The sequence below is a fragment of the Poseidonocella sp. HB161398 genome, from assembly GCF_005870025.1.
GTDB lineage: Bacteria > Pseudomonadota > Alphaproteobacteria > Rhodobacterales > Rhodobacteraceae > Mangrovicoccus.
This window is the reverse complement of record NZ_VATA01000014.1, coordinates 68573-95192: the sequence shown is the minus strand read 5'-3', so window position 1 is coordinate 95192 and position 26620 is coordinate 68573. Positions and strand designations below refer to the sequence as shown.

The window sequence follows — 26620 nt, the reverse complement described above, 5'->3', positions numbered from 1 at the left end:
CCGGCGCGGCCCCGTCCCGGGCCGCGCCCCTCATGACAGGCGGTTGCGGAAGAGCCAGGCCGCCAGCGGCAGCGTCACCGCCGCGATGCACAGCAGCGGCACGAAGTCGAAGGCGATGTCCGACAGGCCCGCGCCCTCAAGGTAGACCCGCCGCACCAGGTCGATGCCGAAGCGCAGCGGATTGGCATAGGTGGCGATCTGCAGGATCTCGGGCATGTTGGCGACCGGCGTGATCATCCCCGACAGCAGCATCAGCGGCATCACCAGCAGGAAGGTGTAGAGCATCGCCTGCTGCATGTTCAGCGACACCGCCGAGATCGACAGGCCGATGCCGACCGAGGCCAGGGTGAAGCTGGCCAGGCCCAGGTAGAGCAGCGGCACCGAGCCGCTGATCGGGATGCGGAACCAGAACAGGATCACCAGGAAGATCAGCGTCGATTGCAGGATGCCCACCGCCATCGTGGGCAGCGCCTTGCCGATCAGGATCTGCGTGGGCGTCAGCGGCGTGACGAGGAGCTGGTCGAAGGTGCCCTGCTCGCGCTCGCGCGCCACCGACATGGCCGAGAGCATCAGCGTCTGCAGCATGCTCAGCGCCGCGATCAGCGCGGGCATCAGGTTCCAGCGCGACTGCAGGTTGGGGTTGAACCAGGCGCGCCGGTCGATGGTCACCGCCGGGGCATTGCCGCGCTCGGCATTGAAGGCGGCCACGACCGAGGCGACATAGCCCGCCGCGGCGCTGGCCGTGGCCGAGTTCCGCCCGTCGAGGATCACCTGCACCGGCGCCTCGCTGCCCGCCGCCAGCAGCGTCTCGAAATCCGGCGGGATCGACACCGCCAGCAGCACCCGCCCGGCATCGATCTGCCCGGCGATCTGGCTGGCGCTCGACAGCGTCGCCTCGCGCTCGAAGACGCCGGTGCCGTCGAGCCGCGCGACCAGCTCGCGCGAGGCGCTGCCGCGGCTCTGGTCGAGCAGCGCATAGGGCACATGGGTCAGGTCGAAGGTGCCGCCATAGCCGAAGAGCAGCGACTGGATGATCGCCGGGGCGATCAGCAGCGCCCGGCTGGAGCGGTCCTTGAAGAGGTCGCGCAGCTCCTTGCGGATCAGGAACAGGATCTGGGCGAGATAGGCGAGGGCTCCGGCCATGGGCTCAGTCCAGCTTCTTCTTCAGCGCGCGGCGGGTCAGCGCGATCAGGATGACGGCATAGAGCGCGAGGATCGCGCTGGTGCGCCAGATCTCGGGCCAGTTGTCGCCGGCCATGAAAAGCGTCTTGATCAGCCCCATGAAATGGGTGGCGGGCAGGAACTGCGACACGACCTGGATCACCACCGGCACGTTGCGCAGGTCGAAGACGAAGCCCGAGAGCATGATCGCCGGCATGAAGCTGGTCAGCAGCGCCAGCTGGCTGGCGGCGAACTGGTTGCGCATCGCCGCCGAGATCAGGAGCCCCAGCGACAGCGAGACCAGCAGGTAGAGCATCGAGACCCCGACAATGGCGGCGAGCGACCCGCGCATCGGCACCTCGAAGAGCCAGCGCGCCGTCGCCAGGCACATGGCCAGGTCGATCGCGCCGATCACCATGTAGGGGGCGAGCTTCGACAGCACCAGCTCCAGCGGCCGGACCGGGGTGACGAAGAGCGACTCCATCGTGCCCCGCTCCCATTCCCGCGCGACCAGAAGCGAGGTCAGGAGCGCGCCGACCAGCGTCAGGATCAGCACGATCAGCCCGGGCACCAGAAACCAGGTGCTCTCGCCCGGCTCGTTGAACCAGGTGCGCTGCACGATCACCGCCTGGCCCGAAGACGCCGCCTTGCCGCCCCGGCGGTCGGCGAGCTGGGCGAAGGGCACGGCGAGCGCGCCGCTGACATAGCTTTCCACCGAGCTGGCGGTGTTCGAGTCGACGCCGTTGAGGATCAGCTGCACCCGCGCGTCGCCGAGCGCGAGCTGGCGCAGGAAGTCGTGCGGCACCCGCAGGATCGCGTCGACCTCGCCGGCCATCATCATCTCCTCGGCCTGCTGCATCGAGTGGATCCAGACCGGCGAGAGGTAGTCCGAGCCGGTCAGCCCCATCGCCGCCTCGCGCGCGGGCAGCGAGTCGTTCTGCATCACCACCGCGATGCGGGCATCCTTGACGTCGAAGGACAGCCCGTAGCCGAAGAGCAGGATCAGCACCAAGGGAAGCAGGAAGCCGACCATCAGGTTGCTGCGGTCGCGCAGCATCTGCCGGGTCTCCTTGCGGGTCAGCGCGGCAAGGCGCGAGAGCGTGCCGGACAGCCTCATGCCGCCGCCTCCGCGTCCCGCCGCCGGGCCCGCGCCTGCTCGACGATGCCGATGAAGGCGGCGTTCATGTCGGTGCCGGCCGTCCCGGCCTCGGCGCGCACCTCGCGCGGGGTGCCGATGATCAGCATCTCGCCCGCGTCCTGGATGGCGATCCGGTCGCAGTACTCGGCCTCTTCCATGAAATGGGTGGTGACGATCACCGTCACGCCCTGCGCCGAGAGCGCGGTGATCGTCCGCCAGAAGGCGCGCCGCGCCAGCGGGTCGATGCCGCTCGTCGGCTCGTCGAGAAAGAGGATCCCCGGCTGGTGCAGCAGCCCCGCCGCCATCGCCAGCCGCTGCTTGTAGCCCGCGGGCAGGTCGCCGCTGCGCGCCCCGGGATCAAGCTCGAACTCCTCCAGCGCGGCGGCGACGCGGGCCTTCAGCGCCCGCCCGCGCAGCCCGTAGGCGCCGCCGAAGAATTCCAGGTTCTCGCGCACCGAAAGATTGCCGTAGAGCGCGAATTTCTGCGAGACATAGCCGATCCCGGCGCGGGCCCTTGCACGGGCGCTGCGCAGGTCGCGCCCGCCCACGTCGAGCTTGCCGCTGGTCGCGGGAAGGAGGCCGCAGAGCATGCGGAAGGTCGTCGTCTTGCCCGCGCCGTTCGGGCCCAGAAGGCCGAAGATCTCGCCCGGCATCACGTCGAAGGAGGTGCTGGCGACGGCGGTGAAATCGCCGAACTTGCGCACCAGGTCGCGCACCTCGATCACCGGCCCGGCCGCGGCGGCGGGCGCCGCCCCGCGGGCGGGATCGAGCGCGGGCGCGGGCGCCGGGGCCGCGGCGGGGTCGCCGGCGGTCTCGGCCGCATGCTGGCGCAGCAGCATCATGAACGTGTCCTCGAGCTCCTCCTCGCGCGGCAGGAGCTCGGCCCCGGCAAGGAGCGTGCCGAGCGCCGCCTCGTCGGCCCCGGGCTGGCGGATGAAGCGCACCCGGCCGCCGGCCGGGACCGCATCGACCACCTCGCGCGGGGCGTCGACCATCCGCGCCTGCAGCTCGCGCGCGCGCATCCCCGCGGGCGGCACCGCCAGGAAGGTCAGGCCGCGGGCGCGGGCGCGCAGCTCCTCCGGCGTGCCGCGGTCGAGCACCTTGCCGCGGTTGAGCACCCAGACCTGGGCGCAGCGCTCGGCCTCGTCCATGTAGGCGGTGCTGACCAGCACGCTCAGCTGTTCCTCGTCGACGAGCTGCTGGACGATCTTCCAAAGGTCGCGCCGCGACAGCGGGTCGACGCCGACGCTGGGCTCGTCGAGCAGCAGGAGCTCGGGCGAGCGCACCAGCGTGCAGGCGAGCCCCAGCTTCTGCTTCATCCCGCCCGAGAGCTTGCCCGCGGGCCGCGCGGTGAAGCGCGCCAGATCGGTCATCTCCAGCATCCGGGCGAAGCGCTCGCGCCGCTCTTCGCCGGGCACGCCATGCAGATCGGCATAGAGATCCAGGTTCTCCTGCACGCTGAGATCGTCATAGAGCCCGAAGCGCTGCGGCATGTAGCTGATGCGGTCCTGCACCCCCTGCGGGTCGGCGGTCACGTCGCGCCCCAGCACCTGCAGCGTCCCGGCCTCGGGCCTCAGGAGCCCCGCCACCATCCGGATCAGCGTCGTCTTGCCCGCCCCGTCGGGCCCGACCAGCGCGGTCAGCTCGCCCGGGCGCATCTGCAGGGTCAGCCCGTCCAGGGCCGCGACCTCGCCGCCATCCGGGCCCTCGAAGGTCTTTCTCAGCCCCTCGGCGGCAACGATGGGGGGCCGGGCGCTCACGATCCGCTGCCATCCGCGCCGCTGGCTGCGGGGGCGGCGGCGTCATTGGCGACCAGCCGCACCGTGACCGGCTGGCCCAGGCGCAGGCGGTTCTCGGTGTCGTCGACGGTGACGCGGACCTCGTAGACCAGGCTGGTGCGCAGCTCCTCGGTCTGGACGGATTTGGGGGTGAATTCGGCCACCGAGGAGATGTAGCCGACCTTGCCCTCGACGACCTCGCCGGGATGGCTGTCGGTGCTGACCTCGGCCGCCTGGCCCGGGCGGATGCGGCCCAGATCGGTCTCGCTGGCATAGAGGCGGATCCATTTCGGATCGGTCACGGCCAGCGCGAAGACCGGGATCGAGGCGCTGGCCTGGTCGCCGGGCTCCAGCAGCCGCGAGCGGACCACGGCGTCGATCGGGGCGCGCAGCGTGCCCTGGTCGATCTGGTGGCGCAGCAGCGCCAGCGCCGCCTCCGCGGCGGCCAGATCGGCCTCGGCCGAGGCGATCTCCTCCTCGCGCGGCCCGGCCTCGGCCAGTTCCAGCGCGGCGCGGGCCTCGTCGACCGAGGCATTGGCGACGTCGAATTCGGCCTGGGCGTGGTCCACCGCCTGGCCGCTGACCGCCGCGCTGGCCGAGGTCAGGAGGCTGCGGGCGCGGGCCAGATCCTGCTTGGCGCGTTCGGCCGTCGCCTCGGCCGAGGCAAGCTGGGCGCGGGCCTGGGCGATTTCCTCGGGGCGCGTGCCGTTCCTGAGCTGGTTCAGCGTCTGGCGCGCGGCCTCGACCTGGGCCTCGGCCTGGCGCGCCTGCAGCTCCAGCGTGGTGGTGTCGAGCTTGCCGATCACCTGGCCCCGGGAGACCGCGTCGCCCTCCTCGGCGCCCAGCTCGGTGATCCGCCCGGACCCGTCGAAGGCCAGCGAGACCTGGCGGATATCGACATTGCCATGCAGCACCACGACGCCCTCCTCGCCATTGCCGCGGGAGAACCACCACCAGCCGCCGCCCCCCAGAAGGGCCGCTGCGAGAACGAACGCGAGGAGTTTCTTCATCGGGGGCTCCTGTTGCCGAGGTTGCGGCCTGCCGGTTGCCGAGATAGATTAAACCAGATTTAAACTACCTCGGCGACCGCATCAATATGCCGGATGCCGAATGTGCCGCGACAAAAAGGGGAGGGCGCAGGATGGCGGAAGAGGCAGAGGGCGAGGGGGCGAAGCCGGGGCGGGTGCTGCGCACCGATGGCGAGGCGACGCGTGGGCGCATCCTGGAGGCGGCCGGGGCGCTGATCGCCGAGCACGGGTTCGCCGAGACGCCGAGCAAGGTGGTCGCCGCCGCGGCGGGGGCGGATCTGGCCTCGATCAACTACCATTTCGGCAACCGCGCCGGGCTCTACCGTGCGGTGCTGCTCGAGGCGCATGACCGGCTGGTCAGCACCGACCGGCTGCAGGCGCTGGCGCGCGCGCCGCTGCCGGCCCCGGAGAAGCTGCGGCGGCTGATCGAGGGGCTGGCCGAGACCACGGCGGATGCCGGCGGCTGGCCCGCGCGGGTGCTGGGGCGCGAGCTGCTGGCGCCGAGCGCGCATCTGGCGGCGCTGCCGCGCGCCGAGATCGCCGCCAAGCTGGAGATCGTGCTGGGGATCCTGTCGGAGATCACCGCGCTGCCGCGCGAGGATCCGCGGCTGCTGCGCTGCCTCCTGAGCGTGCTCGGCCCCTGCGCGATGCTCGTGGTGGCGGGGCGCAGCCAGCTCTTCCCTTTCGCCGCGATGCTGTCGGAGATGCCGCGCGGCGCGCTGGCCGAGCATTTCCACCGCTTTGCCATGGCCGGGCTGGCCGCCGTGTCGGAGTGAGCGGTCAGGGGCGGCGGAAAAAGGCGCGGCCCCTGGCGTGAGGGCCGCGCGATGCGGGCCGGCCAGGGACAGCCGCCGCCGGCCGGATGCCCGCGATCATGGCGGGCAGACCCGGAGCGCCTGTGCCGGACATGCGGAGCGTGCAAAATTGTTAACCATCCTTCGGTAACGGGTCCCCGTCGATCAAGCGATTTCGGTCAAGAGATCCAATCCCGCTTGCGGGTTCCTTTGGTGCTGTCACTTCGATTGCCTCGTCGCGGCTCGTGTTCAAGGTCCTTCGGGAACATGCTTCGGTCCGTGGTCAGCCTGCGGGCTGCCGACAAGATGCTGGTACGATGCAGTTCCGGTGTGTCCATCTCATAGGCGTGCTCAGCCAGGCTGACGACGGTCCAGACCACGACATCACGGGAACCGCGTCCCTTCGGGACCTCGCGAGCCTGCAGCGAGGCAGGCGGTACAGGTCGTGTCAGATGATGGCTTCCATCCTGAAGCTCGAGCCATCGACCCACATGCGGTGCAGCACGACAGCCATGCGTCGGGCCAGAGCCACCATCGCGCGCTTCCGCCCGCGACGTTTGGCAACATGGGTGGCCCAAGTCCGAAGCGGGTTGCCTCGTGCTCTATTCAGCATGACCGTTGCGGCCTGGCAGAGGGCACGTCGGAGATTCACGTCTCCAGCCTTCGTTATGCCGCCAGAGACATCACGCTCGCCGGACTGGCTGCGCGAGGGTGTCAGGCCGACCCAAGGGCCGACATTCTTCGACGAATGGAAGCGCGTCGGGTCGTCGACGGCGGAGCGATAAGTGAGTGCCACGACCGCACCCACACCCGCTGCCCGGCAGGGCATTGCGCAGCAATGTCCCGCGAGGGGGCATGGTCATCAGACGCCGGCAGACAGGGTCTTCGGAGGCCATCTGCCTGACCCTCTTCTCCAGTCCGGCCAACTCCAGGCGAAGGGCCGCTCGAACGCGCAGCATGGGTTCTGCTGCGGCGTCGAGCATCATGTTGCCTGCCACCAGCTCCCGGATCCGCGCCTCGAACCTGCCGCGCGAGATGGCGCCCACCTTGAGACCAAAGTTCCGCAGGAGACCGCGCAGAGACATTTCGATTGCGATAATGCCGTTCTGAATGGACTTTCGGGCTGCAAGTAAAGCGCGGACCTCTTGTGCGGAAATGGACTTGCAGTGGACCGGGCGAAACCAGCCGATCAAGACGGATCGCCGCGATCCCTTCGGCATCGCGGCGATCCGTCTTGATCGGCATCGCCTTCAAGGCGCCCTTCACCTGCCGGGTTTCCATCAGGACGGGGAACAAGCCGGCATCGGTCATCGCTCGGTGCAGCCGTCGCGACAACGGTCCCGCTTCAAGCCCGATCGCCTCGGTCGTTCCATCCAGGTCCGTGAGCAATGTGATCAGCGGTTCCGGTTCGCTGGCCACTTCCACCTCCCTGACGATCTTGCCATGCTCGGTGAGCACGCAAACCGCCGTCTTCGAAAGCGATACATCCAGTCCGACAAAGAGCTTCATCCCATCATCCTCCGCAAGAATTGGAAACGGGAATGGCAGCAGCAGGCGCGGTCTCCGGCAAGAGGTAACGGCGGTGCAGCGTCCGGCCCGTTACGGCATCTGATAGCCTAAACCGCCGGACTCGCCGGATCCGGGGGATGCGGGACGTTTCCTGCGCCAGGGCAGGGGGGCGGATCGCAGGACGCGGCGGCGGCTCAGCCGGGCAGGGCGATCTGCAGCTTCACATCCGTTTCGCGTGCCTCGGCCGCGCGCTCGAAGGCGGCGATGCTCTCGGCGAAGGGCAGCGTGGCGGAGATCAGCGGGGTCAGGTCGACCTTGCCCGAGGCGATCAGCGCGACGGCGCGGTCATAGACATTGGCATAGCGGAAGACCGTCTCGACGCGCAGCTCCTTCGCCTGCAGCCCGACGATGTCCATCGGCACCGGCTCCACCGGCATGCCGACCAGCACCACCGCGCCGCCGGGCCGGGCCAGCGCCGGCAGGCCCAGCACCGCGGGCGCGGCGCCCGAGCATTCGAAGACCACATCCGCGCCCCAGCCGCCGGTCGCTGCCGCCACTGCCGCCGCGGCGCTCCTCTCGCGGATATTCACCGTCTCGATCCCGGCATAGCCGCCGATGATGTCGAGCTTCGGCTGCGCCAGATCGGCGACGATGACCTTGGCGCAGCCCCCGGCCAGCGCGGCCAGCGCGACCATCATGCCGATCGGCCCGGCGCCGGTGACGACCGCGATGTCGCCCGGCTGGATCCGCGCGCGCAGCGCCGCCTGAAGGCCGATGGCGAAAGGCTCGACCATCGCGCCCTCGCCGAAGGAGACGCTGTCGGGCAGCTTGTAGGTGAAGGCCGCCGGATGGACGACCTCGGGCATCAGGCAGCCATCGACCGGCGGCGTCGCCCAGAAGCGGACCGCCGGGTCGACATTGTAGAGCCCGAGCTTCGAGGCGCGCGAATCCGGATCGGGAATGCCCGGCTCCATGCAGACGCGGTCCCCGACCTTCAGCGTCTCGACCCCGGCGCCGCATTCGACCACCGTGCCCGCGGCCTCGTGGCCGAGGATCATCGGCGCCTCGACGACGAAATGGCCGATCCGGCCATGGGTGTAGTAATGCACGTCCGAGCCGCAGATCCCGACCGTATGGACGGCGATGCGCACCTCGCGCGGGCCAGGACGTCCCGGCGCGGGCACCTCCCTCAGCGACAGCCTGCCCTTTTCCTCCAGCACCAGCGCCTGCATCCGCGGCTCCTCCCTCTGCCTCTCCGGGGCCCGCCTCCCAGCGGGCCTGTTCCCCCCGTGCTAGGAGCCGCGGGGGGCGGAGGCAAACGAAAAGGCGGGGCGCGCGCTCAGAAGTCCCAGTCCTCGTCCTCGGTGGCGACCGCGCGGCCGATCACGTAGCTCGATCCCGAGCCCGAGAAGAAGTCGTGGTTCTCGCTGCCGGGGCTGAGCGCCGAGAGGATCGCCGGATTGACCTCGGCCGCCTCCGCCGGGAAGAGCGGCTCGTATCCGAGATTCATCAGCGCCTTGTTGGCGTTGTAGTGCAGGAAATGGCGCACGTCTCCGGTCAGCCCGGGGCCGTCGTAGAGCTCGGCCGTGTAGCGGGTCTCGACCTCGTAGAGATCGAAGATCAGCGAGAAGGCGAAGTCCTTGATCCGCGCGCGCTCGGCCGCGGAGACCTGCGCCAGCCCCTGCTGGAACTTGTAGCCGATATAGTAGCCATGCACTGCCTCGTCGCGGATGATCAGCCGGATCAGGTCGGCGGTGTTGGTCAGCTTGGCGCGGCTCGACCACCACATCGGCAGGTAGAAGCCCGAATAGAAGAGGAAGCTTTCCAGGAAGACCGAGGCCGCCTTCTTCTGCAGCGGATCCCCGGCGCGGTACGCGTCGAGCACCAGCGCGGCCTTCTTCTGCAGATGCGGGTTCTCCTCCGACCAGCGGAAGGCGGCATCGACCTCCTCGGTAGAGCAGAGCGTCGAGAAGATCGAGGAATAGGAGCGCGCATGCACCGCCTCCATGAAGGCGATATTCGACAGCACCGCCTCTTCGTGGGGCGTCACGGCATCGGCCATCAGCGCGGGCGCGCCGACCGTGTTCTGCACCGTGTCGAGCAGCGTCAGCCCGGTGAAGACCCGGATCGTCAATTCGCGCTCTTCCGCGCGCAGCGTCGCCCAGGAGGGCACGTCATTCGACAGCGGCACCTTCTCGGGCAGCCAGAAATTCGAGGTCAGCCGGTTCCAGACCTCGAGGTCCTTCTCGTCCTCCAGCCGGTTCCAGTTCACCGCCCTGAGCGCGGTTGCGGGGGCCATGTCCTTCATTGCGGGCGTCCTCACAGGCTGCACGAGACGCAGCCCTCGACCTCGGTGCCTTCCAGCACCGCCTGCCTGAGCCGCACGTAGTAGATGGTCTTGATCCCCGCCCGCCAGGCGCGGATCTGGGCGCGGTTGATATCCCGCGTGGTGGCGCTGTCGGGGAAGAACAGCGTCAGGCTGAGCCCCTGGTCGACATGCTCGGTCGCCGCCGCGTAGATGTCGATGATCGCCTCGGGGCCGATCTCGTAGGCGTCGCGGTAGTAGCCGAGATTGTCGTTCGTCATGTAGGGCGCGGGATAGTAGACGCGGCCGATCTTGCCCTCCTTGCGGATCTCGATCTTCGAGACGATCGGATGGATCGAGGAGGTGGCGTTGTTGATGTAGCTGATCGAGCCGGTCGGCGGCACCGCCTGCAGGTTGCGGTTGAAGAGCCCGTCCTCGATCACCGCGTCGCGCAGGGCCGCCCAGTGGCCGCGGGTCGGCAGCTCCGCCCCCATCCGCTCGAAGAGCGCGGTGACGGTGCCGCTTTCCGGCAGCCAGTCGCGCTCGGTGTATTTCGCGAAGAAGCTGCCATCGGCATAGGCGGAGTCCCCGAAGCCGCGGAAGCTCCGCCCGCGCTCGCGCGCCAGCGCGTTCGAGGCGCGCAGCGCGTGATAGGCGACGGCGGCGAAGTAGCAGCGGGTGAACTCCACCGCCTCGGGGCTGTCGTAATGGATGCGCTCGCGGGCGAGGAAGCCGTGCAGGTTCATCTGCCCCAGCCCGATCGCATGGCTCTCCTCGTTGCCGCGGCGGATCGAGGGCACGCTGTCGATCGACGACATTTCCGACACCGCCGTCAGCGCGCGGATCGCCGTCTCCACCGTGGCGCCCAGATCGCCGCCATCCATCGCGCGGGCGATGTTGAGGCTGCCGAGATTGCAGGAGATGTCGGTGCCGAGCCTTGCATAGGAGAGGTCGTCGCTGAACTCCGAGGGCTCCGCCACCTGCAGGATCTCCGAGCAGAGATTGGACATGGTGATCCGCCCCGCCACCGGATTGGCGCGGTTCACCGTGTCCTCGAACATCAGGTAGGGATAGCCGCTCTCGAACTGGATCTCGGCGAGGATCTCGAAGAAGCGGCGGGCGCGGATCTTCGATTTCCGGATCGCCGGGTCGGCGACCATCTCGTCGTATTTCTCGGTGACGGAGATCTCGGAGAAGGCGCAGCCATAGGCGCGCTCGACGTCATGCGGCGAGAACAGGTACATCTCCTCGTTGCGCCGCGCCAGCTCGAAGGTGATGTCGGGGATGACCACGCCGAGGCTGAGTGTCTTGATGCGGATCTTCTCGTCGGCATTCTCGCGCTTGGTGTCGAGGAAGCGCAGGATGTCGGGGTGGTGGGCATTCAGGTAGACCGCCCCCGCGCCCTGGCGCGCGCCCAGCTGGTTGGCATAGGAGAAGCTGTCCTCGAGCAGCTTCATCACCGGGATCACGCCGGAGGACTGGTTCTCGATCCCCTTGATCGGCGCCCCGGCCTCGCGGATGTTGGTCAGCATCAGCGCGACGCCGCCGCCGCGCTTGGAGAGCTGCAGCGCCGAGTTGATCGCCCGGCCGATCGACTCCATGTTGTCCTCGATCCGCAGCAGGAAGCAGGACACCAGCTCCCCCCGGCTCTTCTTGCCGGCATTGAGGAAGGTCGGCGTCGCGGGCTGGAAGCGGCCCGAGAGGATCTCCTCCATGATCCGCATCGCCAGCCCGGCATCGCCCCGCGCCAGCGCCAGCGCGACCATGACGACGCGGTCCTCGTAGCGTTCCAGATAGCGCTGCCCGTCGCGGGTCTTCAGCGTGTAGCTGGTGTAGTACTTGAAGGCGCCGAGGAAGGTCGGGAAGCGGAATTTGCGCGCGAAGGCGGCCTCCCAGATCCGGTGCAGAACCTCCCGCGGATAGAGCGCCAGCACCTCTTCCTCGTAGTATCCTTCGTCGACCAGGTAGCCCAGCTTCTCGTCGAGCGAGTGGAAGAAGACGGTGTTCTGGTTGACGTGGTTCAGGAAATAGGCGCGGGCGGCCTGGCGGTCCGCCTCGAAGCGGATCTGCCCCCCGGCATCGTAGAGGTTCAGCATCGCGTTGAGCGCGTGGTAGTCCAGATCCCGTGCAGCGGGACCGGCGGATTGGTCGAGCATCATGCCCTCCGGAATTGGGCGAGCCCCCCGCGCACCCGCGCGAGGTCGGTCTCGGTCCCCGCCAGCTCGAAGCGGTAGAGCAGCGGGACGTTGCATTTCTCGGCGATCACCCGTCCGGCATGGCCGAAGAGGGGACCGAAATTGCGGTTGCCGGCACCGATCACGCCCAGCAGCTGCGCGCGGATGGCGGGATCGTTCAGCGCGCGGATCACCGGTTTCGGCACGGCGCCGCGGCCCTCTCCGTCCGAATAGCTCGGGCAGACCAGCACGAAGGGGCGCGCGCGCAGCACCGACGGATCCGCCCCCGCGCCGAGGCGGAAGGCGGGCAGGCCGAGCCTGTCGATGAACCGTCCGGTATTGCCGCTCGCCGAGGTGAAATAGGCGAGGCCTTGCATCGCCGTCAGGCGGCGAGCGTGGCGATCCGGTCGGGGCGGAAGCCCGCCCAGTGCTGGCCCTCGGCCATCACCACCGGCGCCTGGCGGTAGCCGAGCGCGGTGACGCGCGCCATGGCGGCGGCATCCTCGGTGAGGTCGACCACCTCGTAGGCGATGCCGCTGGCGGCCAGCGCGCGGAGGGTGGCGGTGCACTGCACGCAGGCAGGCTTGGAATAGACAGTGACGGTCATTGGCTCTCGGACCCCGAAGCTTCTTGGCGGAACGGAACAGGGAGCCAGCCACGGCGCCCGTCCGCAAGGACAGGACCGTCTCTGCCGCCCGGGCCCGCCGCCCGTGGACATCATGTGCTCTCAGGCAGGTCTCCTGGCTCGCGGGTCAGCGCCTCGGCCCCGCCTTCCCGGACCCCGGAGGGACCAGTGGCCGGATGGAACCAGGCTCGCCGCTTACAGTTGCGGGGGCAGCGCCGGATTTGCACCGGCTTCCCTCTTAGGCGAACACCTTGCGGCGCCCGCCACCTGAAGCACGATATATAGTATAGATCGCCCGCGCGATGTCCAGCCACATTCTCGCCCGCCACCGAAGGCCCGACCCGGCTGCCGCTGCGCCCCTGTCCCGAGGCCGGCCGGATCGGGCCAGTCCTCTTTTCTGATGCGGCTGCGCATGTGACCCGGCCGGGTCCTCGCAGGCCGAGGCCCGGACCTGCAGGCTGGCCCGATCCGGCTGCGGCCGGGACTCTGTCCCGCGGGCGGCCGAGTCGGGCCCTGGTTGCCGCGTGGCGCTGCGTCCAGTGGGGGAGGGCCTCTTTCACAGTCGGCGCCTTCGGACACGCGGTGCGGGCGAAGGCAGCATACGGAGAGCGAAATCCACGAGGAAGCGCTCCAACCCAAAGGCAGGACTGGCATCAAGGACTCGGTCAGCCCCGGACTGCGCGGCAGTGATATGATCGGCGCTTCTGCGTAGAGAGATGGCGCCCTGGGCCCGGGAAAGAGGCAAGAGCCTGCAGTCATCCACCTCCGCCGAGGCCGCCTGGCTTCTCGGCATCAGCCAGGGCAACCTTCGCCGTCTGCACGCGGAAAGCAGCATCGCTCATACCGGATCCCGCACTGCCAACCGCCGCATCTGCGCCGCGGCGGGGAGCCAGGGCATCCGCGGCGATGTCGGGGCCAATGCCAAGGTGCCGGGCACCTGCCTCAAGGGGCGTTGGCCCGGAGGCAAGATGCAGATCATCGCGGTGTCGAGGTTCAAGGGCCGCTCGGCCGCGACCTCGACTATGGCGCGTCTGGCCTACGGCCCGGGCCTGCAGGGCTGCCGGTTTGTGCGCATCGACGCCGAGCCGAAGGGGTCGCCGACTTCGCTCTTCGGTGTCGCCCCATAGATCCTCGAAGAGGACATGGCCATTCTCTACGGCAAGGTTTGCCATGACGGCGCCGTGCCTATCGCAGGCATATCGAGACGATCGACCTGATCCTGGCCTCGCCGCAGCTCGCCGAATGCAAGCACGAAACGCCGATAGCGCTGTTCAACGGCACTCCCGACGGCGCCGGCATCAATTTCGACCGGCGGCTGCGGTAGTCGCTTGCCGGGGTCGCGGACCGTGATGACGCGGTTCTGACCGGCTGCCCGCCGCCGCTCGGCTTCATCATGCTCCCCCCGCTCTGCGCGGCGGCTTGCATCGTCATCACGGTGATCCCTGCCAGGCGCGACATCGCCTCGATTGACCAGTTCCCGACCATGCCGGCGGAGCTGCCGGAAAGCGTCGCGGTCCGCGGCGAGCCGCCGGAATGGGATTCCGAGACGTTCCTTCCGGCCCGGGTCGAGCGGAAAGACGGGCCGAGACAGCTGCTGGCCGCTTTCCGGCGCTCCAATCTCGGCGACGGCATGCGGCTGCATCGCTTCGTCGAGCCGACCGCACTCTGCGACGCCAGCATGACCAGGCAGACGATCTGCGAAGTCGCGTGCGGCAGGGTCAACCGCCAGGCCTTCGGGCGCGCCTTCGGCTCGGTCGCGCAGGTCTTGCGCTGCGTCGAGAACGCAATGCGCCGGATATGGGAGCGCGAGGCGCTGGAGATGGCCGATGGCGCGCAGGGACAAGCTTTCCGATGTGCTTTCGGGCTCCTCGCCAAGGGCAAGCTTGGCCGGTGACTCAATTCACCACACCATCCATGAGCAACCGCAAGGGCGATGCACCGCATGCGATATGCCACTCTCCGGCCTGTCTCTCCGATCTGGTGAAGACCGCTGCCGCCAACCCGAGGCCGGGCAAACGCGCGCTCTGCCAGATGGCGTGAGGTGTGCCGAGGGCGAGCGACCGGCCGCCTCCGCGAGGCCGGTGCACCAGCCTGGGCACTCTCGCTGCGCCGCACTGTGGCAGGCGATCTTCGGGGGCAATGAGGCGAAGCGTTGACGCAGACAGAAGCGGTGGCAGGCCTGTCGTGTCAATTCCAGGGCATGCCGCCGGGACTCACGATGCGGCGGCACGTCCCTGTCCGGAGCAAGGGGCCGCATACCGGCCTTTGGCATGCCCGCGTTGCACGGGTGCCCGAGGCTGTGCCCCTCGCGCTGGCCGGTCCGGTGCCCGGCTGCGGCAGATGCGCAACATTGCCGAAGGGCCCGCCGATCTGCCATGAGACCGGCAGGCGCCCGGCGGACTTCGCCGCGGCGGGATCACGGAGACAGGCATGCAGGCAGCAACCGACGCGAGACCCAGGGACGGCATGGCCGGGATCCTGCTGATGTGCGCGGGCGTCGCCTGCCTCTGCGTCAATGACGCCATCGCCAAGACCCTGGCCGCCAGCTACCACCCGATGCAGATCCTCTTCCTGCGCAACCTGCTGGCGCTGCCGGTGGCGATCGCCATCGCCTGGCGGATGGGCGGGGCAGGGGCGCTGCGCTCGCACCGGCCGCTGGCGCATCTCTTGCGCGGGGTGCTCTGGATCGGCGCCGCCTTCCTGTTCTTCACCGGGCTGCGCTATCTCGCCCTGGCCGAGGCGACGGCGCTGGTCTTCGTCGCGCCGCTCTTCATCACCGCGATCTCGGCGCTCTTCCTGCGAGAGCAGGTCGGCTGGCGGCGCTGGCTTGCCGTGCTGGCGGGCTTTGCCGGGGTGCTGATCGCCGTGCGCCCGGGCGCCGAGGCCTTCCGCGCGGTCTCGCTCCTGCCGGTGGCGACGGCGCTGGTCTATGCGCTGCTGATGGTCAGCGCCCGCTGGGTCGATCCGCGCGAGAGCGTCTGGACGCTGCTCCTTTACCTGACCGGGGCGGGGGCGCTCCTGAGCGCGCTGGTCGTGCCGTTCTTCTGGGTGCCGCTCGCCGCCCGGGACCTCTGGCTCTGCGCCGCGATCTCGGTCTTCGGCACGGCGGGGATGACGATGATCACCCAGGCGTTCCGGCTGGCGCCTGCGGTGGTGGTGGCGCCGCTCGACTATACTGCGCTGGTCTGGGCGACGCTGCTCGGCTGGGCGATCTGGCGCGAGATCCCCGACCCGGCGGTCTTCCTCGGCGCCGCCGTCATCATCGCCAGCGGCGGCTTCACCATCTGGCGCGAGCACCGGGCGCAGGGCTAGGCCCTGCCGGACACGGCGCCCGGCGGCAGGCCGGGGCGGACGAGATGCCGGAGACGCGATGAAACGGCCGCCCCGATCAGCCGCGTCCGGGCGGGACAGGCATGGCAAGATGGCCGAGTTTCTCGGGATTGCGGGTGATCCAGACGGCGGCGATCCGCCCGCCCCGGATGCCGAGCGCGGTGGTCTGCAGCACATTGCCCGGCTCCAGCGTGACGAAGCCCGGCGCGCCGCTGATCCGGCTGAGGCCCGGGAAGGGCGGCAGCGGCCGGGGCCGCTTCTTCGCCAGCCCGGCGAATAGCCCGGCGGCGCGGCGGCGGCCATGCAGCACGTTGAGCGACGCGGGCACGCGGCCGCCGCCATCGGCATGGACCTCGATTTCCGCGGTAAAGAGCTCCAGCAGCGCTTGCATGTCGCCGCTGCGGCTGGCCTGCCAGAAGGCCTCGACGATGGGCGCGTCCTCGGCCAGCGGGCGGCGGGGCACGGGCTCGGCCCCGGCCAGGCGGCGGCGGGCGCGCGACACCAGCTGGCGGCAGGCGGCGGGGCTGCGCCCGACAACCGCGGCGATCTCGTCGAAGCCGTAGTCGAAGGCGTCGCGCAGCAGGAAGGCCGCGCGCATCTCTGGGCCGAGCCGGTCGAGCGTCAGCACTAGGGCGATGCCGACTTCCTCGGCCGCCATCCAGCTTTCCTCGGCATCGGGGGCGCGGTCCTCGACCAGCGGGTCGGGCAGCCAGGCGCCGACATAGCGCTCGCGCCGGGCGCGGGCGGATTTCAGCTGGTCGAGGCAGAGCCGGGTGACGACCGCGGCCAGCCAGCGCCGCGGATGCTCGAGGCGCGCCAGGTCCTGCGCGGCGAGGCGCAGCCAGGCCTGCTGCAGGATGTCCTCGGTCTCGGCGACCGAGCCGGTCATGCGGTAGGCGAGCCCCGCCAGGCGGCGGCGCTCGCTTTCCAGCAGGGCGAGGCGCGGATCAGGCGGCATCGGCCCGGGCGGGATGGACCGAGCGGAAGCCGACGGCGAAGCGGTTCCAGCTGTTGATCGCGTTGATCGCCAGCGTCAGGTCGACCTGCTCGGCGGGGGTGAAGGCGGCGGCGAGCGCGGCATAGTCGGCATCGGGGGCGGCGGTGGCCTCGAGCCGGGTCAGCGCCTCGGCCCAGCCGAGCGCGGCGCGCTCGCGCGCGTCGAAGGCGGGGCTTTCGCGCCAGGCGGCCAGCACGTCGAGCTTCTGCAGGGAGACCCCGGCGGCGCGGGCATCGGGGGCGTGCATGTCGAGGCAGAAGGCGCAGCCGTTGATCTGCGACACCCGCATCTTCACCAGCTCGCGCAGCGCAAGCGGGATCGACAGCGCGTGGGTCGCCTCCTCGAGGTCCCGCATCGCGCGGAAGGCGGCGGGCGAGGCCTGGTAGTAGTTCAGCCGTTCGGTCATGATCCTGTCTCCGGTTCCATGGTCTAGCAGAGATCAGGACGAAACGGGGGGCCGGTTTGTGACAGGCCGGGCAGTGTGCCGTTGCGTCAGGCGAGGATCGTGGCCAGATCCGCGCCGCTCTCGGCCGCCGCTTCCAGTGCCTCGAGGATCTCGCCGAGCGGGAAATCGGACGTGTCGGCGGCTTCCAGCGCCGGCCCGGCCTCTGCCAGCGCGGCGAGGGGCAGGTGCCCGGCCAGCAGCTCGGCCGTCGCGGCGCCGGGGAAGCGGGCGGAGGCGGCAAGACCGGGCGCGGCCGCGGCGAGGCGCGCCTCGAAGACGCGCAGGCCGAGCGAATTGACCGGCACCCCGGCGAGGAACGTGCCCGCTGCGCGGATCCGGTCGCAGGCGGCGTCATGCGCCGGCACGGGGCCGTCGGCGGCGATAAGACCGGGCGGCACCGCATAGAGCTCCAGCACCCGGCCCATCAGCTGTGCTCCGTCCCGGCAAGCGCGGCGCGGCAGAAGTCCAGATCGGCGAAGGGGCTGGGCGGCGGCGCGGGCAGGCCGAGCATCCCGGCCGCGGCCAGCGCCGCAGTGGCGCTGCGGTCCCAGAACATCCCGGGCAGCAGCAGCCAGGGACGCCCCTTGCGGATCGCGTCGAGGCTCTGGCCCACGAGGGCCGCACGGGCCAGGTTGAGCGCGGCGAGGCTGCGGGCCAGGCCCGGTCCGTCCGGGCGCGCCGTGGCCTCCAGAAGATCGGCCGTCGCCCGCGCGCAATCGAGGATCAGGCCGTCCTGGCCGCGCGGCCGGGGCAGGGCGCGGATCGCCGTGCGGGCCGCCGCGATGCCCTGCGGATCGCCCAGCACCAGCGCGGCCATCGCCCGGGCCAGATGTGGCGCCTCGGGGGCGACCTCGTCCTCGGCCGCTTCGAGTCCCGGGCGCAGCGCGCGGGCCACGGCGCGCGCCTCGGTCCAGTCGCCGGCGATCACCGCCATTGCCAGATAGCCTGCCGCCGCATCCGGCCCGAGCGTGGCAAGAAGCGGGCTCTGCGAGACGGGCTGCGCCCGCAGGAGCCCCCAGAGCCGGGCCAGCACATCGGCTCGCCCGGCCAGGTAGGCGGCATCGAGCCCGGCGGAGATCCAGGCGAGGTCCTCCTCCAGCCCGCTGCCGCGCCGGGCCTGGAGCACCGCGGAAGCGGGCTCGGCCGCCCAGGCCGGGCTGTCGGTCTCGATGGCGTCGAGCGCCGCCTGCCGGTCGTCGGCCCGGTCGAGCCCGTAGGCTGCCAGCCGCCCGTCATTCGGAGCCGCGTCGAAAATCGTCATGGGTGCACCAGCCTGCCGTTGCTGTCGATGGCGGGATCCCCGCCCTCGCCGGATAGTCGCGCAGTGGCGAAGACGAAGGCAAGCGCCCGGTCGCGATGCGCGGCGAGGATCGCCCGGCCGATGGCGCGGCGCTCGGCCATGGCATGGCCGGGCCGGACTGCGCGGGCCATGTAGACGCCGCAGCGCCGGGCATAGAGGTACTCGTCCTGGCGGATCCGCGCGGGCAGGGCGCCGCCGCCGAGCGCGGCGCGCAGCGCGCGGGTGACGCGGACCGAGCCGACCGCCGCGCTGCCGCCCTTGGCCTCGCCGACCAGCACGATGCGCTCGCCGCCGATCTCGCGCAGGAAGACCAGGTTGGCGTTGTAGGAGGTGCCGCAGATCAGGGTGCCGGGCATGGCAGCGTAGCCGCCGCCCGGATCGGTGGCGGGGGGCAGCACGTCGCCGCTTTCCAGCAGGTCGGCGCCGAAGAGGGCGGACATCTCGTGGACGGCATGGAGCACGCCGATCCGCTCGGCGGCGGCGCGCCGCGCCGGAAGGTCGCGCGCGGCCGTGGCACCGGCATGGTCCCGGCGGGCATTGGCAAGACCGTCCGCGAGGGGCGAGGCCGCAATCGGGTGGAGCGCTTTCCAGGAGGCCGCGCCGAGCCGCATCGCCTCCTGGTAGGCCAGCGCGTCGGCAAGCTCGCGGCGGCGGCGGAAGAGCAGCGCGAAGAGCCTGCGCGCCCGCGCCGCGACCAGTGCATGCCCGGCCGGGGTGGTCGCGGATGCCGCGAGCCGGGCCAGCAGCGAGAGCGCGGCCGAGATGTCGCCTTCGAGCGCCGGCGAAAAGGGCGGGGCGGTCTCGATCCGGTGGATCGCCGCGTCGAGCCGCTGCAGGTCGGGACCGGAAGGCGGGTCGCCGTCGCTGCGCGGATAGCTGGTCAGCCCGCCGGTCATGCCGCGCCGCCGCCGCCATCCACGCGGCTGGTCAGCGGCCCGGCAGCGCGGCGGTCCCGGCCGGGGGCGGCGACCGACTCGCCGGGATGGCGCCAGCAGCGGGCGAGGGCGGCGGCGCGGGCCTCGGGGCCGAGCCCGGGGGCGAGATCGCCGATCATCCCGGCGAAGGCCTCCGCGGGCGCGCCGCCGGCTTCCACCTGCGCGCAGAGCGCCTGCAGCCGCGCCGAAAAGGCCGGATCGGACAGCGCCGGTTCCCGTGCCTCGAGCGCCAGTGCCGCCGCCAGCCCGGTTGGGGAAAGCCGCAGCCGGTGGGTCCGGCCGGTCTCTTCGACGGCGACCAGCGCCTTGGTTTCGATCAGCGCCTCCAGCGCGCGGCCGATGGTCGAGGGCCGGCCGATGCCCCGCGCCTCGCAGAGCTCCAGCAGCCGGGCGAGGTCCATCTCCCAGTCGCGGGCGGGGCGGGTGGCGGCGCGGATCGCCGCGCCGGGCAGCCCGGTCCAGGCATCCCGCACCCAGACGGGCAGGTCGGCATGCTCGCCCGGCGCCTGGCCCGAAAGCACCTGGCGCAGCTCCGGATCGGCGACCTCGTCCTCGGCGCCCTCGGTGGCGGTCGCTTCGAAGACCACCTGCAGCCCCGGAGGCAGGGCCGGATGCGCGGCGGCCGGGCGCGCCCGCTGGGCGGCATGGACCTGCCGCCAGCTTCCGGCGCCCCGGAGCGCATGGAAGGCCCAGACGATGCGGTAGACCAGCGCCTCCGCCTCCGACATCACCGGGGCGAGCTGCTCTGGCGTGGCGGCGGCGTCGAGCGGCGTCACCGGCGGATGGCCCGAAATGCTTTCCGGCGGCTCGATCGGGTCCAGCGGGTCCTCGCGGGATGCCTCGCCGCTGCCCCAGCTGCCGTCATAGAAGCCCTGCAGCGCTGCCATTGCCTGCCAGGGCAGGAGATTGCCGAGCCGCGCCGCCGCAGCCAGGATCGCAAAGGTCGAGGCCTGCGGCCGCGCCGCCTCCAGCTCCGCGGTTTCGGGCAGCCCCTCGGGCAGGAGGCCGGTCTCCTCGAGCGCGCGGGCGATCGCGTCGGCCTCGGCGGGCGGGCAGGTGGTGCGGCCGTCGGCGAAGACCGCATTGCCCATCAGGTAGGCGCCATCCCCCTGCGGCAGGGCAATGCGGATGCGGCTCTGCCCGGCCGCCGAGGCGGTGTCGCGCCCGGCATCGAGCAGGAGCCGCAGCACCGCCGCCTGCACCCGGCCCATGCCGCGGGGCAGCGCCCCGGGCGCGCCGGGCAGGGCGGCGCGGACCTGCAGGAGATCGCGCTGCGCCGCCGCGATCTTCTCCGCGAGCTCCGCGCCGGGCGGGGACTCCATCGCCGCCGAGAGCCGGGCGGAGATCAGCGCATCGGCGATCTCGCGCACCAGCTCGGCGGCGACCGCGTCGCTGTCGGTCTCGCCCGGCGCGGCCATGGCCGCCTCGACCGGGCGGCGGGTCAGCGCGCCGAGCCGAACCCGCCGCGCGCCCTCGAGCCCGGCCAGCCGGGCGACATCCCAGGCGATCAGCTCGCCCATCCGGTCGTCATCGGTGGCCAGCACCACCTCCTCCATGTCGGCCGCGGCCGCGCGGATCGCCGCCAGCCGCGGCTCGGCGCCGTCGCGCAGCAGGCGGCGGGCGCGGAAGCCCGCCTCGATATCGACCCCGCCGATCGCCGGGCCGGAGACCGCGCCGAGCGTCGCCTCGACCCGCGCGGCCTTGCCGAGGATCGCCTCCAGCGTCGCGCGCTTGGCGCCGGCCTCGATGATCACCAGCCGCTTGGGATAGAGCCGTTCGCCATGGGCCTTCAGGTAGCGGCCGAGCAGGTGGATCGGCGCCAGCGGTCCGTCGGCCCCGGCGGGCGGAAAGAGCCTTGCGGGATTGGCGAAGGTGACGAAGGCGGCCTTGGCACGGCTGACGGCGACATTCATCAGAGCGGGCTCGCGGTCGACGAAGCTGCTGCCGGCCTGGCCCGCGCCCTCGGTCACCGAGAAGCAGACCACCGGCCGCTCGGCGCCCTGCAGGCGGTGGACCGTGCCGATGGTGATCGCGTTCAGATCTGCCTCCTCCGGCCAGCCCTCGCCGTCGCGCGCGGCCTCGAAGGCCCGCAGGATGGCGCTGCGGACGGTTTCGGCCTGGGCGCGGTAGGCGCTGAGCACGGCAACGATCTCGGCGATCTTCTTTCCCTTGTAGGGACCGGCCTGCCAGCCGGGCCAGGAGGCGGCCAGCCAGCTGGCGATCTCCTCGGCCTCGGCCGTGCTGCGCTTCGAGCCGCCCGCGCTGTCGGGTTCGGCCGCGACCTCGACCCAGGACATGTGCGGCAGCGCCGCGCCGGGTCGGTCCTTCGTGACCGGCCGCAGCCGCCCGTCATAGCACAGTGCGTTGCAGTAGCCGATGATCGCGGGCGCGCAGCGGTAGTGGTAGAGCAGCGTGATCCCGGGCTCGGCGCCGTCGGTGACGCTGGAGGCATGGCGCGCCATCGCCAGCGCGCTGCCCGAGGCGGCGGATTTGCCGGTCAGCGCCAGCGCGTCGAGCATCCCCGCCAGCCCCTCGCGGCGCAGGAGCGCCAGCTCGCCCAGCGAGTCGATCGAGGCGATGGGCGCGAGCTGGCGCAGGTCGCCCACCACCGCGGCGCGCTTGGCCAGGGCGAAGGCGGCCCCGGCCAGCTCCGGCGGGGCCTGTCCGGCCTCGTCGATGATCACGAGGTCGAAGAGCCCCAGCAGCGTGCGCCGCGGGTCGTCTGGGGGCAGGGTGCGCGGGTCGATCTCGCCCAGCCGCGGCAGGGTGTGGAGCGTCGAGACGATGCAGGGGGTCAGCATCGCGGCGCGGCGCAGCGCCTCCTCGGCATTCAGCGGATGGCGCGAGACCAGCCGGGTGCGGGCGCTGAGCAGGAATTCCGCCTCCCAGTAATGCGCCGCCCAGTAGAAGGCCTCCGCCCGCCAGGTGATGTCGAGCACTGCCTCGATCTCGGCGCGCTGCTCGTCGCGCGTCAGCCCGGCGCCGCCCTCCGCGACCAGGGCCAGGAAGGCCTCGACGCGGGCGATGCGCTCGGCGCTCCAGAGCGCGCGGCGGGTCTCGAGGAGCCGGGCCAGCGCGGGATCGCCGCGGGCCGCGAAGGCCTTCCGGGTGGCGGCGGTGCGGGTTTCGGCGACTTCGCGGAGCTGCTCCCAGGCGGCCTCGCGCCCCTCCTCGATGCTGGCGGGCGCGGGGTCCATGCCCTCCGCGGCCACGGTCTCTGCCTGGGCGAGCCAATGCGCCTCGGCCTCTTCCAGCGTCTCCGGATCGAGCAGGTCCGTGCCCCTGAGATAGCGCAGCAGCGACCGCCCATGCCCGGCGCGGCCGAGGCAGGTGACGTTCCGGAATTCCCTGATGCCCTCGTCGTTCTGGGAAGAGAGCGCCGGGAAGAAGGCGCCGTAGGAGGAGAGTTCGGGCAGCCAGCGCTGCGCCAGGGGGAAGCTGCCGTCGCGATGCGGCGCGTCGCCGAAGGCGCCGATGACATTGGTCACCGATTGCTGGGTGAAGCCGGTGGCGACGACGATCGGGCAGGGCGCGCGCTCGAGCGCGGCGGAGACCCAGCTGCTGGCGATCACCGCGCGCAGCATCGAGGTCTTGCCCGAACCGGGCGGGCCGTTGATGCTGACCGTCTCGCCCGGGGCAAGGTCGAGCACCGCGCGCACCGCCGCGCCCTGGGTTGCGTCGAGCGGATAGAGCGGGCGCTCCTTCTCGTTGGGGGCGTGCTCGTCGATATTGCCGGTCACCAGCCGGTCGAGCGCGGTGCTGCGGGCATAGAGGCGCGCGGACTTTGGCCGGGCGAGCCGGTCGAAGAGCGCCAGATCGTCCTTCACGGCGTCACGGTGGCGGGAAATGACGTCATAGACCGCCGCGACTGGCGCGGTGGAGGCGCTGCCGATCGCCGCGCGGTGGATCGCGGCGACCAGCCGCCAGGGCGCCGGATCGCGCCGCTCGGACTGGCCGGCGCCCTGGCGCCGCCCCAGCCGGGCGGTCTCGCGGCGACGGCGGTCGAGCGTTCCGGACAGCGTCTCGATCAGCTCGGGCAGCGGTTCCCCGGCGGATCCCGTCGCGGCCTCCGCGGCGGCGCGCAGCGTGCCCTCGAGCCAGTCGGGCCAGGGGGTCGCCGCGGCCGGATCGCCGGATGTCGCCGCCAGGCCCAGCCGGGCAGAAAGGCAGTCCTGCAGCCGCGCGCCGTCGGCGAGGCAGAAATCCTGCTCGGCCGGGCCGAGATGCCGGGGGTTGAAGACCGGCACTTCGCCGGGCTTGGCCAGCAGCCCCGCCCCGTCCTGGCGCAGCGCCGGGATCGCCGCGAGGATCGCTCCGGCGCCTGCCGCCGCGCGGCCCGGCGTCCCGGCGGGACGCAGGCAGAGCGCGACGACCACCTCCTCGGGCGCGCGCTCCGGCGGGGGGGGCGCGGGGCCGGGCAGGGCGGCGCCCATCAGCGCCAGATCGGCGAGCTCCACGGTTTCCGCCCCGCCGGCCTTGGCGAGTTCGCGGAAATCGACGAAATCGAGCGCGGCGCGGAAATAGCGGGCCAGGTCGGCCGGATCGACTGCCGGGGTCCGGGGCGTGGCCGGCGGCGGTGCGGGCCTGCGCGGCGGGGACTTGCGGCGGAACCAGCTCATCGCGGCAGCACCCGGTGAAGATGCACCGCGGCCCAGAACGCCTCGCGCCGCTCCAGCGCGACGATCACCTGCCGCCCGACGGTCAGCGCCTCGCAGAGCCAGACCATATGCGCCTTGGGATAGAGCCGCGCCTCGACCTCGCGCCCGCCGATCTGCAGGCCGAGGGTGACATGCGACTGGCGGGCCAGGCGCGGCGCGCGGACGGCGCCGCTGTCCTCCGCGGCCTCCTCCGGCGGGGCGAGCCGCAGCGCGGCGGCGGTCACCTCGGCGCCGATCCAGTCATGCCGGTCCCCCGGCCGGCCCGGCAGCCCGTGCGCCCCTTCGGGTCCGCGCAGCCCCGAGAGCGACCAGCGGGCATCCTCGGCGCTCCAGACCAGATCGGCCCAGACGAGATCGGGCGCCTCCGCCGGGCCGTCGCCGGACAGCGCGGCGTAGCTCTCGCCGAGGCTCTCCTGGCCGATCCCGCCGCCCTGCCATTTCGCGAGGCGGCGCTGGCCGATGCGTTCGAGATGGAATTTCTGTACCGGGACGGAGAAGGCGACGCCGAGCTCTTCCGACCAGCCCGCCAGCCGGCCGGCGCCCTTGGCGGCGTCGAAAGCGAGCACCGGCATGTAGAGCGCGCAGCGCTGCGCCTCGCCGGGCGCCGCCGGGCCGGGAGGCAGGATGTCCGCCTGGCAGGGCGCGGTGACGGCCTCGACGACCAGCCGACCGGACCGGTCGGTGCCCAGGCGGCCCTCGATCCCGGCGCCGTCGCAGATCTCGGCCAGCCCGGCCGCCCAGAGCACCGGGCGCGGCAGCAGCGCGTCATGGACCGTGCCGTCATGCTCGGCCTCCGCGCGCAGGTAGCGTCCGGCATGGCGGATGGCGAGCGGCAGCGCGCCCAGATCTTCGAGCCCCTCGCCGGAAAGCAGCTCGACCACCTTCCAGCCTTTGGGGCCCTTCTCGATCCGGCAGGCGAAGGGGGTGCCGAGCGGCACGGCGCGGCCGCGCACCGTCGCGAAGCACAGCGCCGTGTCGATGCCGCCGGGCGCGCCGAGGATCTCGGCCGCGGCGAACTGCCCGGTCCGGCCCTTGCGCCAGGCCCGGACAAGCGCCTGTGCCGCCAGCTGGTCCGGCGCCGGTTCAGCCATGGAATGTCCTGTCTGGCACCGGAAGGGCTCCGTTTCCGTCAATCGCGTGCGCAAGGCGTGCAACGGATCGGGCCAAGGTGCAATCGCCCTCATCGCCGCCGGCGGGCCTTCGCCGACCGGACGTGCCGCCGCGACCCGGAGGAATGGCCGCGATGCGGCTAATCATTCCGTGAAAACGCACTTTTTGGAAAAAAAGTTTTAGTTTGACTGATTTTGAAATGAATGTTCTATGGCGGAAGCGCTCCTGGCGGAGGCGCCGGATCCCGTCGGGGATGCGGCCCCCGGTCCCGGGACAACGATATCCACGAGGAGGAAGAATTGCTGTTCCAACGTATTGCGTCGCCCGTCCTGTTCTCGGGCGCTCTCCTGCTGTCCGCCCTGCCTGCCGCCGCCGACGTGACCCTGCGGCTGGCGCATAATCTCAGCCAGGACCATGTGCTGGCCAAGACCTTCGAGGCCATGGCCGCCGAGGTCGAGGAGCTTTCGGACGGGGAGATGCACATCAAGATCTACCCCAACGGCCAGATGGGCGAGACCAAGGACGTCATGGCGATGATGCAGCAGGGCGCCATGGACATGACCAAGGGCTTCTACGGCGAGCTGCAGGCCTACGAGCCGTCCTATTTCGTCTTCACCGTCCCCTACCTGTTCCAGGATGACGCCCATCTGGAGCGCGTCCTGCACGGCGCGCTGATGGAGAAGCTCAACGAGGCTTCCAGCAAGAAGGGCTTCTTCAACCTGGCGGGCTATGCCACCGGCACGCGCAGCTTCTATGCCAACAAGCCGATCAACACGCCCGAGGACCTGCAGGGCGTCAAGATCCGCGTGCTGCCGACGCCGACGACCAACCGCACGATGGAGCTCTTGGGCGCCTCGCCGGTGCCGATCCCCTTCGGCGAGACCTATACCGCGATCCAGCAGGGCGTGATCGACGGCGGCGAGAACAACATCACCACCTATGTCTCCACCCGCCAGTTCGAGGTCGCCAAGGTCTTCTCCGAGGACAAGCACACGGTCGTGGTCGACTTCCTGACCATCTCCACCAAGAGCTGGGACCGGCTGACCGACGCGCAGAAGGACATCCTGCTGACCGCCGCGCGCCATTCCGAGGAGTCCGCCCGCGAGATCTACCAGGAGGACGTGGTCGCCGCGCGCCAGGCGGTGCTCGACGCCGGCAACGAGATCGTCGAGGTCGACCCGGCGCCCTTCCAGGCGGCCGTGCAGCCGCTGATCGACGAGCTGATGGCCGATCCGGCCAAGGCCGAGCTGATCGAGGCCGTCCGCGCCGAAGCCGCGGAATGACAGCCAGTCCCGGCGGGCCCGCGCGGCCTGCCGGGGATGCGGTTCCCAAG

At 71.2% G+C, this 26620-nt stretch carries 21 protein-coding genes, 1 pseudogene and 1 riboswitch; of the genes and pseudogenes, 5 read left to right on the top strand and 17 right to left on the bottom strand.

The window, feature by feature from the left end:
- Nucleotides 1-30: 30 nt before the first annotated feature.
- Genes FGX59_RS13160 through FGX59_RS13145 form a run of 4 tightly spaced genes read right to left on the bottom strand, consistent with a single transcriptional unit; the run spans nucleotide 31 to nucleotide 5087 of the window.
- Nucleotides 31-1143, bottom strand: coding sequence for an ABC transporter permease (locus FGX59_RS13160; protein WP_138466995.1), 1113 nt, complete (start codon nucleotides 1141-1143; stop codon nucleotides 31-33).
- A gap of 4 nt (nucleotides 1144-1147) precedes the next feature.
- Complete coding sequence (locus FGX59_RS13155) at nucleotides 1148-2278, bottom strand: ABC transporter permease (protein ID WP_138466993.1); 1131 nt, start codon at nucleotides 2276-2278, stop codon at nucleotides 1148-1150.
- The gene (locus tag FGX59_RS13150) at nucleotides 2275-4059 is read right to left on the bottom strand and encodes an ATP-binding cassette domain-containing protein (RefSeq protein ID WP_138466992.1); all 1785 of its coding nucleotides are present in this window, start codon (nucleotides 4057-4059) and stop codon (nucleotides 2275-2277) included. Before FGX59_RS13150 ends, FGX59_RS13155 begins: the two co-directional genes overlap by 4 nt.
- Nucleotides 4056-5087, bottom strand: coding sequence for an HlyD family efflux transporter periplasmic adaptor subunit (locus FGX59_RS13145; protein WP_138466991.1), 1032 nt, complete (start codon nucleotides 5085-5087; stop codon nucleotides 4056-4058). The genes FGX59_RS13150 and FGX59_RS13145 overlap by 4 nt, the downstream gene beginning before the upstream one ends.
- Nucleotides 5088-5218: 131 nt before the next feature.
- Between FGX59_RS13145 and FGX59_RS13140 the strand changes: the two genes are divergently transcribed.
- Entirely contained in the window at nucleotides 5219-5881 is a 663-nt protein-coding gene (locus tag FGX59_RS13140) for a TetR/AcrR family transcriptional regulator (RefSeq protein WP_138466990.1), read from the top strand.
- A gap of 466 nt (nucleotides 5882-6347) precedes the next feature.
- Here FGX59_RS13140 and FGX59_RS13135 read toward each other — a convergent pair.
- The 6 genes and pseudogenes from FGX59_RS13135 to nrdH all read right to left on the bottom strand — a co-directional run bounded on the left by FGX59_RS13135 (nucleotide 6348) and on the right by nrdH (nucleotide 12494).
- Nucleotides 6348-7408 (bottom strand): annotated as a pseudogene (locus tag FGX59_RS13135) (IS110 family transposase).
- Nucleotides 7409-7602: 194 nt separating this feature from the next.
- Nucleotides 7603-8640 (bottom strand): NAD(P)-dependent alcohol dehydrogenase, encoded by a 1038-nt coding sequence (locus FGX59_RS13130; protein WP_138466989.1) that lies wholly within the window; start codon nucleotides 8638-8640, stop codon nucleotides 7603-7605.
- Between the two features lie 107 nt (nucleotides 8641-8747).
- Entirely contained in the window at nucleotides 8748-9716 is a 969-nt protein-coding gene (gene nrdF, locus FGX59_RS13125) for a class 1b ribonucleoside-diphosphate reductase subunit beta (RefSeq protein ID WP_138466988.1), read from the bottom strand.
- Between the two features lie 11 nt (nucleotides 9717-9727).
- Nucleotides 9728-11869, bottom strand: a complete 2142-nt coding sequence (gene nrdE, locus FGX59_RS13120) for a class 1b ribonucleoside-diphosphate reductase subunit alpha (RefSeq protein WP_138466987.1) — start codon at nucleotides 11867-11869, stop codon at nucleotides 9728-9730.
- On the bottom strand, nucleotides 11869-12264 hold the full coding sequence (gene nrdI / locus FGX59_RS13115; RefSeq protein WP_138466986.1) for a class Ib ribonucleoside-diphosphate reductase assembly flavoprotein NrdI: 396 nt from the start codon (nucleotides 12262-12264) through the stop codon (nucleotides 11869-11871). Before nrdI ends, nrdE begins: the two co-directional genes overlap by 1 nt.
- Nucleotides 12265-12269: 5 nt before the next feature.
- Nucleotides 12270-12494, bottom strand: a complete 225-nt coding sequence (nrdH, locus tag FGX59_RS13110; protein WP_138466985.1) for a glutaredoxin-like protein NrdH — start codon at nucleotides 12492-12494, stop codon at nucleotides 12270-12272.
- 105 nt (nucleotides 12495-12599) lie between these two features.
- Nucleotides 12600-12798: riboswitch (cobalamin riboswitch) on the bottom strand.
- A gap of 430 nt (nucleotides 12799-13228) precedes the next feature.
- Between nrdH and FGX59_RS13105 the strand changes: the two genes are divergently transcribed.
- The 3 genes from FGX59_RS13105 to FGX59_RS13095 all read left to right on the top strand — a co-directional run bounded on the left by FGX59_RS13105 (nucleotide 13229) and on the right by FGX59_RS13095 (nucleotide 15824).
- Complete coding sequence (locus tag FGX59_RS13105; RefSeq protein WP_138466984.1) at nucleotides 13229-13639, top strand: hypothetical protein; 411 nt, start codon at nucleotides 13229-13231, stop codon at nucleotides 13637-13639.
- Nucleotides 13640-13905: 266 nt separating this feature from the next.
- A complete protein-coding gene (locus FGX59_RS13100; RefSeq protein WP_138466983.1) occupies nucleotides 13906-14406 on the top strand; it encodes a hypothetical protein in 501 nt (166 codons plus the stop codon).
- A gap of 536 nt (nucleotides 14407-14942) precedes the next feature.
- Nucleotides 14943-15824 carry a DMT family transporter gene (locus FGX59_RS13095; protein ID WP_138466982.1) on the top strand — a complete coding sequence of 294 codons (882 nt, stop codon included), beginning with the start codon at nucleotides 14943-14945 and terminating at the stop codon, nucleotides 15822-15824.
- A gap of 76 nt (nucleotides 15825-15900) precedes the next feature.
- Here the strand turns inward: FGX59_RS13095 and sigJ are convergent, their stop codons facing one another.
- The 7 genes from sigJ to FGX59_RS13060 form a co-directional block, all read right to left on the bottom strand.
- On the bottom strand, nucleotides 15901-16800 hold the full coding sequence (sigJ, locus tag FGX59_RS13090) for an RNA polymerase sigma factor SigJ (RefSeq protein WP_138466981.1): 900 nt from the start codon (nucleotides 16798-16800) through the stop codon (nucleotides 15901-15903).
- Nucleotides 16790-17245: a carboxymuconolactone decarboxylase family protein gene (locus tag FGX59_RS13085; protein WP_138466980.1), complete on the bottom strand. Its 456-nt coding sequence runs from the start codon at nucleotides 17243-17245 to the stop codon at nucleotides 16790-16792. Before FGX59_RS13085 ends, sigJ begins: the two co-directional genes overlap by 11 nt.
- 86 nt (nucleotides 17246-17331) lie before the next feature.
- Entirely contained in the window at nucleotides 17332-17709 is a 378-nt protein-coding gene (locus tag FGX59_RS13080; protein WP_138466979.1) for a hypothetical protein, read from the bottom strand.
- Complete coding sequence (locus FGX59_RS13075; protein WP_138466978.1) at nucleotides 17709-18545, bottom strand: hypothetical protein; 837 nt, start codon at nucleotides 18543-18545, stop codon at nucleotides 17709-17711. Before FGX59_RS13075 ends, FGX59_RS13080 begins: the two co-directional genes overlap by 1 nt.
- Nucleotides 18542-19480, bottom strand: a complete 939-nt coding sequence (locus tag FGX59_RS13070) for a hypothetical protein (RefSeq protein WP_138466977.1) — start codon at nucleotides 19478-19480, stop codon at nucleotides 18542-18544. Before FGX59_RS13070 ends, FGX59_RS13075 begins: the two co-directional genes overlap by 4 nt.
- Entirely contained in the window at nucleotides 19477-24138 is a 4662-nt protein-coding gene (locus FGX59_RS13065; protein ID WP_138466976.1) for an AAA domain-containing protein, read from the bottom strand. Before FGX59_RS13065 ends, FGX59_RS13070 begins: the two co-directional genes overlap by 4 nt.
- Nucleotides 24135-25268, bottom strand: a complete 1134-nt coding sequence (locus FGX59_RS13060) for a hypothetical protein (protein WP_138466975.1) — start codon at nucleotides 25266-25268, stop codon at nucleotides 24135-24137. The genes FGX59_RS13065 and FGX59_RS13060 overlap by 4 nt, the downstream gene beginning before the upstream one ends.
- A gap of 318 nt (nucleotides 25269-25586) precedes the next feature.
- Between FGX59_RS13060 and FGX59_RS13055 the strand changes: the two genes are divergently transcribed.
- A complete protein-coding gene (locus FGX59_RS13055) occupies nucleotides 25587-26570 on the top strand; it encodes a TRAP transporter substrate-binding protein (protein WP_206078352.1) in 984 nt (327 codons plus the stop codon).
- Nucleotides 26571-26620 lie beyond the last annotated feature (50 nt).

Coding starts and splice junctions, on each gene's coding strand:
- FGX59_RS13160 (WP_138466995.1), bottom strand. CDS start 1,143: ATGGCCGGAGCCCTCGCCTATCTCGCCCAGATCCTGTTCCTGATCCGC.
- FGX59_RS13155 (WP_138466993.1), bottom strand. CDS start 2,278: ATGAGGCTGTCCGGCACGCTCTCGCGCCTTGCCGCGCTGACCCGCAAG.
- FGX59_RS13145 (WP_138466991.1), bottom strand. CDS start 5,087: ATGAAGAAACTCCTCGCGTTCGTTCTCGCAGCGGCCCTTCTGGGGGGC.
- FGX59_RS13140 (WP_138466990.1), top strand. CDS start 5,219: ATGGCGGAAGAGGCAGAGGGCGAGGGGGCGAAGCCGGGGCGGGTGCTG.
- FGX59_RS13130 (WP_138466989.1), bottom strand. CDS start 8,640: ATGCAGGCGCTGGTGCTGGAGGAAAAGGGCAGGCTGTCGCTGAGGGAG.
- nrdF (WP_138466988.1), bottom strand. CDS start 9,716: ATGAAGGACATGGCCCCCGCAACCGCGCTCAGGGCGGTGAACTGGAAC.
- nrdE (WP_138466987.1), bottom strand. CDS start 11,869: ATGCTCGACCAATCCGCCGGTCCCGCTGCACGGGATCTGGACTACCAC.
- nrdI (WP_138466986.1), bottom strand. CDS start 12,264: ATGCAAGGCCTCGCCTATTTCACCTCGGCGAGCGGCAATACCGGACGG.
- nrdH (WP_138466985.1), bottom strand. CDS start 12,494: ATGACCGTCACTGTCTATTCCAAGCCTGCCTGCGTGCAGTGCACCGCC.
- FGX59_RS13105 (WP_138466984.1), top strand. CDS start 13,229: ATGGCGCCCTGGGCCCGGGAAAGAGGCAAGAGCCTGCAGTCATCCACC.
- FGX59_RS13100 (WP_138466983.1), top strand. CDS start 13,906: ATGCTCCCCCCGCTCTGCGCGGCGGCTTGCATCGTCATCACGGTGATC.
- FGX59_RS13095 (WP_138466982.1), top strand. CDS start 14,943: ATGCAGGCAGCAACCGACGCGAGACCCAGGGACGGCATGGCCGGGATC.
- sigJ (WP_138466981.1), bottom strand. CDS start 16,800: ATGCCGCCTGATCCGCGCCTCGCCCTGCTGGAAAGCGAGCGCCGCCGC.
- FGX59_RS13085 (WP_138466980.1), bottom strand. CDS start 17,245: ATGACCGAACGGCTGAACTACTACCAGGCCTCGCCCGCCGCCTTCCGC.
- FGX59_RS13080 (WP_138466979.1), bottom strand. CDS start 17,709: ATGGGCCGGGTGCTGGAGCTCTATGCGGTGCCGCCCGGTCTTATCGCC.
- FGX59_RS13075 (WP_138466978.1), bottom strand. CDS start 18,545: ATGACGATTTTCGACGCGGCTCCGAATGACGGGCGGCTGGCAGCCTAC.
- FGX59_RS13070 (WP_138466977.1), bottom strand. CDS start 19,480: ATGACCGGCGGGCTGACCAGCTATCCGCGCAGCGACGGCGACCCGCCT.
- FGX59_RS13065 (WP_138466976.1), bottom strand. CDS start 24,138: ATGAGCTGGTTCCGCCGCAAGTCCCCGCCGCGCAGGCCCGCACCGCCG.
- FGX59_RS13060 (WP_138466975.1), bottom strand. CDS start 25,268: ATGGCTGAACCGGCGCCGGACCAGCTGGCGGCACAGGCGCTTGTCCGG.